Raw genomic sequence first — 10,210 nt, 5'->3', positions numbered from 1 at the left:
GACACGATCCATTATCAATAGTATAAGTAAAACTATAAGGGCTGCCTAAAACTGTAAATCCAGTAATGTCAACAATATTAGAAACAGTCGCATTAGACGCATCTGTCCACACACCCATATTGTTATCTTGTGAGCCATCAAGACTGTTGAATAAATCAAATGGAGAATTTGCGGCCAAGTCATTTTCACAAAATTGAGTCGTGATTGCAGTTCCAGCATTAGGGTCTTCTAAAACAATGACTTGAACAGTAGTAGTATTTTCAGGACATGGATTAGGCAAAGCGTTTTGAACATAAGTAAAATCATAAACACCAGGAGTAAAACCTGTCAAGTCTACAGGAGAAGTCACACTAGGCGCCGCACTAGTAGTTCCTTGTGTCCATATCCCACCAGTATCCTCATTATCTAACAATAAAAATAAATCATAAGAGACAGGTAACTGAGCTACACAGAAACTAACAGGGCTAGCGGCTGAGGCTATACCTGAAGAAAGAATTTCTAATATTTCAATGGTTATGGTTGCTGTTTCATCTGGACACGCATTTTGTCCCGCAACTGTGTAGATAAAGTTGTATGTTCCTACACCTTGACCACTGAGGTTAATAGTTCCTTGATCGCCGTTAGAAATTGCGATAGGTCCAGTCCATGTTCCACCATTATCTGCAGTAGGTCCTAATAATGGAAATAAGTCTATATCTGTAGTAGGGATATTATCTTCACAATATTCTTGACTGTTATTCATACCAGCATCAGCTGGATCATTAATTTCTACAACTATTGCTACAGGATCGCTATCACAGAAAAAATTATCTGCTTGCACATAATAAGTTGCTCCGTCCACTAAAGCTTCTGTACCTATAAATGCTGGTGGAATTGGGTTATTAGAGCCGTCCACACTACTATACCAGTTAAAGTTATCTGTTGTACCAGGATCTAAATCATTAACGACTGGATTTGAGTCTGAACAAAATTGCTGTACCAACGGCGGATTTGGAACCGCTGGAGATGGGAAAACTGCAGTACTTCCCGTTTGAATCTGACTCGTACAGCCAGTAGCATCAGTAAATACAATAAAATAATTTGCATTTCCTGACAGCATCATCGTTGGGTTTAACTGATTAGTCAGTAAAAAATCACTATAAATTTGCACACTACCACCAGTAGGAATACTAGCTGAAAGAGCTTCATCTATATAAGACTGTATAGTAGGATTTTCATTAGAGCAGAAAATGGCATCTAGACTCAATAAAGTTCTATCTACTACAAAATCGATAGTTAGCGCTGGACGTGTACCACAAGAGCCAGAACTATCTCCTGCATAATATGTCCCTTCACGCACTAGTTGAATGCCAGGCAAAGGCATGCCACCTGTAGGATTCAAATACCAACGGATGTCATTGCCAGGAGCGGCAATGGCAAAATTATCTAAATCATTGATATCTAGTCCTGCAGCGTCACAAATTACTTGAGTGTTGATAGGTATTGTAGGACATTGCGCTTGGACAATTTGAGACAAGCATAAAAAAGAAATAATCCATAATAAACGATTATTCCTCATTTTGAGGGGTAAAAGTATCTTCATAAAAAAGGCCTGTAAAACAGAATTTAAGGAAATGCAAAAATAGATTGCGATCTTCGAGACGACAAAATAAATAGAAACTTAAATTTAACAACAGATAAATGGCAAAAAAATACCGTTAATCGATAAAATATTACGTTTTAATCATATTTATCGGCTTATTTTTATCAATACTAAGCTTAAAATAGTTCTTATCAACAAATATTTTATAGTCAACATAGTAATTATGTTAATCTCGCTTTCGCGAAAGCGAGGAAAAAATATTAATTATAATTCTATAACCACAAAACTTATTCTCAATTTACAACTACTCAAGAGTTGATATAACAATAATTAAATAAAAGTACTTTTAAATTCCATCCTTACAGAAGTTAATAATCATGTAGATCAAGCAGTATTAATAATTATTACAATTGAATATCATGTAGTACATTCATTTAGAGTAAAAAATGTCTTAATTTTCTGGCAATTATAGACAACTATACTATTAAAAAAGGAGTTGAAAATGGCATTAGAAAAAAAACACAAGAAAATTTTAGAAAAGAATTATGCTCCTATAAGTTGGCAACTAGAATTTCTTATAGCTGGTGGTGTTATATTCTCGCTATATAAAAGCACTGATTACTTTAAGGAGCTATTTTTATTAAAGTACCCTATTAGTAATTTTGATTATGATCAAGGTCTTCTCTTTTTTGGCACCTATGTATTAACAAGAGCCTTACTTATAGGCTTTGTTGCAAATGTTCTTCTCAGAGGAGTGTGGATGGCATATTCTGGTATTTCTTATTGGTATCCTAAAGGTGTTTCTTTTGAAAAGCTTAAATTAAATCATGAGCAGTTAGATCAACTACGATACAAAGAAAAAGCCATTACTAGGTTAACACGGTTGGATAAGTATGCTAATTTATCATTTGCAGTAGCTGTAATATTCACATTTGTTGTGCTTAGTACATTCATAGTAATGTTTCTAAGTCAGGTATTTATGGTAGAAGTACTCGGTTTATATGATTGGATCCAAGATCCATTAGTAAACTACGTCATGGCCATCTTAATTTTATTATTACAATTAGGAGTATTTGATTTTTTAAGCAAGAAAAAAACGGTAGCTAGAACAAGGTTTGCCGCTCTAAGAAGCTTTCTTTACAATATTTACTATTACGTTAGTGGTTTATTTCTTTACCGTCGTGAGCTACTTGTGCTTCGCACTAATGGCAAAACATGGGTAATTTTAAGTTTTGGCACAGCCTATTTATTACTTTGTTTATTCATTTCGGTTAATCAAATAGGAGATTTTTATCAATATGGAACCTTTAAGATTCCGCTATTTGATGATCGCACTACTTATGATGTACAAGGAGTGTACAATATGAACAGTAGTCTTTATGAAAGTAACTATAAACAAGGAAATGTTTTTTATTATGGCTGCATTCAAAGCGAAATCATTAAAGATGACTACTTAAAATTATTTGTAGTACATTGGAAACATAACGATTATTACCTTAAACATGCAATGGATAGTCTCGATTTTAAAATCAATAAGCTGCCCGGTTTTAAAAATGATAGCCTACGTAAAGATTTTTATAAGAATCGTGCAGAAACCTATAACGTTGCTATAAATCAACTTTTAAGGGTGGAAATAGATCAAAGTCAAATAAACGATATTAAATGGACGCGATATAAACATCCTCTCAGTGAAGAAGAAGGTTACTTATCTTACATACCTATTGATAGTCTTAGTAAAGGCCATCATTCTATTTCAGTAAAATCGAGTAATTACTTTACGGGAACTTATAGAAAGAATATGGTTCTATCTCTTATGTTCTGGAAATAAGAAGAGTGATTTCTGTTCCGCTTTCGCGAAAGCGAGATAAAAATAGACTACGGCATCATTTATGGAGCTATTTAAATAAAAGAATTATGAAAAAAATAGTTACAGGTTTTTTACTGTTAATAGTGGTAAGCACCATTTCATGTAAATCTAGTTTTACAGATGCTAAGCGTCAGGAATTATTGCAGTTACAGAAAGAATTAGACAATAAGCCATTTGCTTTTCAGGCCGAAACGGCTTTACCATTTCAAACCCAAGCCTTAAATAATGTAGCAAATGATTTACTATTACAATCTGGAAATAGTACCGCACGTATTAATTTAAGAGGTGATGGATATACCATTAAAATAGGAGAGATGCTTGCAAAATTTAGCCTGCCTTTTTACGGAGAACGCCGCTTAACTGGTGGCTACAACGGTACTAATACTGGCTTTGACTTTGAAAGCAAAATGAGTGATAGAAATGTAGTGCTGGAGGAAGACAATGGTTATCTCTCGTATAAATTTACAACAACTAATCAAACAGAAACCATAGATGTTAAGATCGCTATTTACAGTATGGAAAATGTGCGTGTAGATGTAAATAGCAGTCATCGTACTTTTATGAAATACGAAGGTAAACTCGTATGGATAGTAGAAGAGTAGTAGTTTAATTATTTATAAATTATATCCATGCGATTTTTTAACAAAGTACGAAGTCAATCCTTAAGTGGTAAACGCTTTAAAAAATATGTAACCTATGCAATAGGCGAGATTGTACTTGTAGTGGTAGGTATATTAATTGCTTTATGGATCAATAACTGGAATCAGTCCCAAATAGCTCAAGAAAAACAGCATATTCTAGCAGAAAATGTGCTTGAACAGATGAAAAAAGATGTCCTAGAAATTGATAAAGTCATGGCAAAAATGGACGAGCAAGAACAAATATACGAGCTGATATTAATGGATCGAGAACCTACAGAAAATGAGAAAATCATTAAGTTCAAAGAAGCCCCATTTCTAGTGACCGTAGGTTTTACCATATTAAATTTAGAACCTAAAGTAGTAAATCAATTGAGCAACGCAACTATCACTGATACAGATATGAAGCAAACTTTAAATGCGATAGAAAGTGATTATAATCTTGCACATAATGAATTAGGATTGAGTGAGGAAATTATTGTGAAAGAATTGCTGAGCAATCTCGGTTATCTAAGGGATAATTATGAGTGGTACTATAAATTGATCACCGGTCAAAGTTTGCAAGTTGATGAATATGCATATTTCAAAAGTAGTGATTACAAAAATCGTGTAGCACATATGGAACTTATTGCAATGGATTCTTATTACAGTAATTTATCCAAGTTTAGAACATCCTTACAGCAACATATAGAGGCAGTAGAGTCACTGTTAAAGTAATGATGTATTTGGTAGTCCATCATAAATATCTTATTTGACATAATATATATTATGGTTCAAAACTGATTATGGAAATAATACTTACCATGATATAATTATAAAATAATTAATGCTTTTTATATTTATAACATAAATACTATATCGCAGATTTATATAGATGTCATTGAACCATATATCCTCGTATTGCTTCAAATGATCAAGCTACAATTTTAAAATCTGATATCTTCACTATATTATAATATAGTTATGGTTTAGAAATGTTGCTACACAAATCTTAATAACGTCATGTGATAAGGATGTATAAATAGTATTATAAGATGTACTCATACCGTTTTAATAGTCACGTAATAATTCTAAGCAGCAAATATTAAAGTTATATTAAAAAAGAATGAACATTCATTTTTATTTTTAACTTTGTATCAGAATTGATTTTAATGGCACGACTTCAAAAAAGTATCGAGAAACGTAATGCACTAGTTCAAGCAACTATTGAATTAGTAAATAACAATGGCTTTCATGCAACTCCTATGAGTAAAATTGCAAAAATGGCCTGTGTATCTCCAGCTACCATCTATCTATATTTTGAAAACAAACAAGATCTAGTTAATCAAACATACCTTGAAGTAAAATCACAGTATACCAATTTTGTATTTGACGGTTTTAAAGCAAGTAATAATCTTAAACAAGATTTTGAGGCAATCTGGAAACGTATTTTACAGTTCAATACAGAAGAATGCAGTTATTCCTTTTTCTTACATCAATGTAACAATACGCCTATTATTGACGAGCCTAGCAGAGAGAAAGGAATTAAGCACTTACAACCTCTACTCGACCTATGGAAACGTGGCAAAGAGGACAAGTTGATTAAATCTTTGCCGGATCATGTTTTGTATGCCTATTCTATTAATCCGTTATCATTTTTAATGATGGCTCAAAAGCAAAATCAATTTTATTTTACTGAAGAAATAACTGAAGAAGCTTTTAAAGCTGCTTGGGATAGTATTAAATTATAAATTTTTGAATAAATAACTATGGAATTATTAGATAAATTAAACTGGAGATATGCCGCCAAAGCAATGAACGGCAAAGAAGTATCTCAGGAAAAAATTGATAACATTATTGAAGCTGCTCGTCTAGCACCTACGTCTAGCGGCTTGCAGCCTTTTGAAATAATAGTTGTAAAAAATCAAGAGATCAAAGAAAAAATAAGACCTATAGCATGGAATCAATCTGTGATTACCGATTGTTCTCACTTGCTGGTTTTTGCAGCTTGGGACACATATACAGAAGACCGTATCAATTATATGTTTGATCTCACAAATGAAATACGCGGATTCAAAAACGAAGGTTGGGAAAACTACCGTCAAAAGTTACTACAAATGTATCCTCAACAAGATCCAGAAGTGAATTTCAATCATGCTGCAAAACAAGCTTACATTGCCTTCTCACAAGCCATCATAGCCGCTGCTTATGAAGGTGTTGACGCTACTCCTCTAGAAGGATTTGATGCAGATAAACTGGACGAGATACTCGATTTAAGATCTAAAGGATTGCGTAGCGCAGTTATGTTACCGATAGGGTATCGTGATGCTCAGAACGATTGGCTTGTTGATCTTGTGAAAGTTAGAAAAAGTACGGAGGATCTGGTAACAGTATTAGATTAATAAAAGAAAAGTTGAATCAAAAAAAAAGAAAAGAATATGAAAGTATTATTTGTATTAACATCTCACGATAAATTAGGAGATACAGGAAAAAAAACTGGTTTTTGGGTTGAAGAATTTGCTAACCCATATTACACACTTTTGGATAAAGGTGTGGATATTACAATTGCGACTCCGCAAGGTGGCGCTGCTCCTATTGATCCTAGTAGTGACGGTCCAGATGCAGCAACAGAAGATACAGAACGTTTTAACAACGACGCCGAAACAAAAGAAAGAATTGCCAATACGAAAGTGCTAGCTGATATGAATCCTGATGATTTTGATGCTGTATTTTATCCTGGTGGTCATGGACCATTGTGGGATTTAGCAAATGACGCCACGTCTATTTCATTAATTGATAAGTTTAATTCTCAAGAAAAGCCTATTGGGTTTGTATGTCACGCACCAGCTGCTTTAAAAAATGTTAAGAATTCTAATGGCACTCCTTTAGTAAATGGAAAACAAGTTACCGGTTTTACTAACAGTGAAGAAGAAGCTGTAGGACTGACAGATGTTGTTCCGTTTTTAGTGGAAGATATGTTAGAAGAAAATGGAGGTATTTATTCTAAAAAAGAGGACTGGGCTGCCTATGCGATTCAAGATGGGAATTTGATTACAGGTCAGAATCCGGCATCTTCACAATTAGTAGCCGAGAAGTTACTAGATAGTCTTAACTAAAGAATGCCATTATAAGTAAAAAAGGTTGTCCCGTATAGGATAACCTTTTTTGTTTTACTACATATTTAAAGGAGTTAAGCTCAATCAAACCATACACTATACATGTAAAGTTTTTATATTTCTTAAACTGCTGTTGAATAAACTGGATTATCTTGATTTTGTGAGGATAACGACCACTTCATTCCACTTTGGTACGTTTTAATCCTATCATTGTCATTAGCATCCATCACCATCAAATATATCCACTCGTTATCTAACAAGCTCTTTAAGTTTTCATTGCGAGATAAAATATCCGTAACTCTATCTAGCGGTGCATTTATTAATACAGATAAGCGCAACGGTTGATGATATAATTCTGTATCTGTTTTACTAATAGATTGTAAAGGCAATCCCATTTTTAAATCTCCTCCATTTCCTTGTAAAACTCCAAAGCGCCCAGTGACATTCTGAGTAATTTTGGTTCCACCTCCAAAAGTATTATTATCTACGCTACTAAAATAATAATGATTATTAATCCATTGTGTTACTACCATGGGACCTTGCATAATTCCTTCTAAAGCTGCTCCGGTAACATCTTGTTTCCAGTCATAGGAATGTAAAAAACACCTGCTTTGTAAGTTTTTATTCTTGGTTGAGGATCTAGGAGCAACTATAAAACCAGCATTTTTAGCTAGTCCCCATTCTGGTCTAGTCTCGCTCCAGTTGCTTGCTTTTTTCTCTGCTAGGGTAACCGCATCCTCTACTCCTAGTCTATTGCTAGCTGCTGTTTGCTGAGCTCTTTTCAAAGCCTGCTTTAATTTTTCTAGTTGATCATTATAACCTTTAGGTACTGCAGCATCAAAAAGTACTATTTCGTCAGTTGTAGTGTTGTGCTCTGCTCCTATAAAAACGGTTTCCTGAGGAATACTTAAATTATGCTGCTTTGCTAAGATGTCTCTTACTTCTTTAAGATTAGCTAATTGTGCAAGCATACGAGCATTATGTCTTCCTGGGCTTGCTGCACAAGCTCCACAATCTAAACTAGAACCAAATGGATTATTTGCGGTGTGACTACCATGACCTGCAAATACTACTATAGGTGCAAAAGTTTTCCAACCTGTGAGATCAAAAGCTCCTTTTACAATAGCTACTTTCTCAACTAAAGGTATCCCGTTAATAGAATTTTCTTCTCCGGCGCAGTTAATTTGTGGCGTCGTAATATTCTCAAACGAGCGATCTTTTTTATTCTTCCTACGGTAAAGACTGTCAGACTTCAGTGTACGTCCTAAGAGGGAAAATGCATAGAAAAAACCAGCTCCTTCCACAAAACCAAAGGTAGACGGTAAGACATTTTTCATTCTCTTAAGAAGACGGTCTTTAAACTTGGTTAATTTGGTTTTCTTCTTGAAAGCAGCAATTTCGACATCCTTTCCAGGCATGACACTTTCTGTAACTTTATAAGCTGAACCTACGATAGGTGGACAAGATTTTCTGGTAATCTTATCTTTTAAATCAATGTAGTCCATTGCGATTCCAAAGAAACCAGCATAACCAAAAGTCTCATAATTACCTTGTGCTTCTACATGCCTTCTTATCAATTCTGATCTGGTGTCTATACAAAAGACTAATTGCGCGTCTGGTGTTTCATTAGATTCTTTAACAATCTCAGGTGTAGCTACTGCAGATATCATTACATGTTGCCAGCTGCGTTCCCAAGCTTTTAACCATACATATTTAAGGGAATCTTGGGAAGGCTTATCTTCTGTATTTGCTTTGTCTAGCAGATTAATGTTCAAATTCTTACCTATACTCAGTCGTACTGCTAGATATTGCACCAGATCTATAGGATATTGCAATTGCCAGCCAGAAGCAACTTCTGTTCTATAATTAATATAACCTGTCCATCCTGGTAAAGCAGCTATATGTTGCGTACAAATTTCAGTCCATTGCTCTTGTGGATAATCGCTTAGAACTTGTGCCAAAGCTTCTTCACTCGTCTCAGGAAGATCTTCTGTCTTATTGATCTTAACCGATTTGTCGTATTTGGCTAGTTTTCTCCATGCCTTATAAAATCCCGCTTTTTTTCCAGGCATGAACCACTCTGCTTGTCCTTCATCTAAAAATGCGGCAAGCCATTTAGACATGATTCGATCCAGTACTCGCTCATGAGATAACTCTTCTACTCCATTTTGATTCATTTGATCTAAGTAAAATTCTGGTGACTCGTTCCAGCCATTTTCTTTGAGCAAATTATTTAGAATATTGGTATCTATTTCTCCATTTTCTAGTGCGGTTTTAAAAACAATAGCTTCAGGAAATACTTTTGCATTTAAATAGTGTCTAGCACTAGCCACAGCATCTTTGAAATGGGAGGACTCGTATCCAGTAAGCGGATTTGACGTCACAAACGAATACAACGGCCAGGTTTTACCTATTACTTTAGAAGCCTTTTCTACAGTTGTTAATAGTTCACTAGATAGCATTAGGACTTAGATTTATAGGTGAATACAGTTTTCTTATATGGTTGAGAATCATTCAAAAGCTTTACATATAACCATGGAATACGTCTGTGATAACCTATTTTCATAATAAAAAAGCCTAACAAGAATACTATTCCGAATGCGATTTGAACAACGCTCAATGGCATTGCTCGAGCTACAAATGGCATATCACTCATTACTGCCGTGACTATATTATACATCATTCCATAGGCGCCTATACCTAGAAGAAACAACACAATAGGACTTATGATTTTTTGAACGCCAGTAAGGCTCTTTTCTTTAAGAAAGTTGTAAGTGATTTGACCTACTGTTATTGCTACTACGAGCGTTAAAAAGATACCACTGTCTAAAGAGGTGCCTTTTCCTGTAATCAATGAAAATAAAAAGGCAGCAGCAATACCATAGATTAAAACGACTATTACCTGTAAAGGTTTTATAGAAATACGTTGTGCCTCTTTAGGAACAGAATGCTTGACTTCTTCTCCAGAAGATAAAAATAAATAGGCTTTGTAAAAGCCATGCAAGATTAAATGAACTACAGCTGCATT

Annotated in this window: 8 protein-coding genes and 1 pseudogene; 6 read left to right on the top strand and 3 right to left on the bottom strand. The window is 34.4% G+C overall.

The genetic code is table 11. The features are described from left to right. A partial coding sequence (locus A9Q93_RS14230) for a hypothetical protein (protein ID WP_303688059.1) occupies positions 1-1,558 on the bottom strand: 1,558 nt, incomplete at its 3' end. Between the two features lie 526 nt (positions 1,559-2,084). Here A9Q93_RS14230 and A9Q93_RS14225 point away from each other — a divergent pair. The 6 genes from A9Q93_RS14225 (at position 2,085) to A9Q93_RS14200 (ending at position 7,182) form a co-directional block, all read left to right on the top strand. Then, complete coding sequence (locus tag A9Q93_RS14225) at positions 2,085-3,410, top strand: hypothetical protein (RefSeq protein WP_303688058.1); 1,326 nt, start codon at positions 2,085-2,087, stop codon at positions 3,408-3,410. Between the two features lie 86 nt (positions 3,411-3,496). After that, positions 3,497-4,051 carry a DUF4251 domain-containing protein gene (locus A9Q93_RS14220; protein WP_303688057.1) on the top strand — a complete coding sequence of 185 codons (555 nt, stop codon included), beginning with the start codon at positions 3,497-3,499 and terminating at the stop codon, positions 4,049-4,051. 27 nt (positions 4,052-4,078) lie between these two features. Next, positions 4,079-4,804 (top strand): DUF6090 family protein, encoded by a 726-nt coding sequence (locus tag A9Q93_RS14215; RefSeq protein WP_303688056.1) that lies wholly within the window; start codon positions 4,079-4,081, stop codon positions 4,802-4,804. Positions 4,805-5,238: 434 nt separating this feature from the next. Further along, positions 5,239-5,817, top strand: a complete 579-nt coding sequence (locus tag A9Q93_RS14210) for a TetR/AcrR family transcriptional regulator (RefSeq protein WP_303688055.1) — start codon at positions 5,239-5,241, stop codon at positions 5,815-5,817. Positions 5,818-5,835: 18 nt separating this feature from the next. Then, entirely contained in the window at positions 5,836-6,468 is a 633-nt protein-coding gene (locus A9Q93_RS14205; RefSeq protein ID WP_303688054.1) for an NAD(P)H-dependent oxidoreductase, read from the top strand. A gap of 36 nt (positions 6,469-6,504) precedes the next feature. Beyond that, entirely contained in the window at positions 6,505-7,182 is a 678-nt protein-coding gene (locus tag A9Q93_RS14200; protein ID WP_303688053.1) for a type 1 glutamine amidotransferase domain-containing protein, read from the top strand. Between the two features lie 122 nt (positions 7,183-7,304). Here the strand turns inward: A9Q93_RS14200 and A9Q93_RS14195 are convergent, their stop codons facing one another. Together A9Q93_RS14195 and A9Q93_RS14190 are read right to left on the bottom strand one after the other, a co-directional pair. Further along, on the bottom strand, positions 7,305-9,644 hold the full coding sequence (locus A9Q93_RS14195) for a DUF2309 domain-containing protein (RefSeq protein ID WP_303688052.1): 2,340 nt from the start codon (positions 9,642-9,644) through the stop codon (positions 7,305-7,307). Next, a pseudogene (locus A9Q93_RS14190) lies at positions 9,644-10,210 on the bottom strand (pesticidal protein Cry28Aa); the annotation flags it as partial. The pseudogene A9Q93_RS14190 and the gene A9Q93_RS14195, both read right to left, overlap by 1 nt.

Source organism: Nonlabens dokdonensis, assembly GCF_002162835.1.
Lineage (GTDB): Bacteria > Bacteroidota > Bacteroidia > Flavobacteriales > Flavobacteriaceae > Nonlabens > Nonlabens dokdonensis_B.
This window is presented reverse-complemented; position numbering and strand designations above follow the sequence as displayed.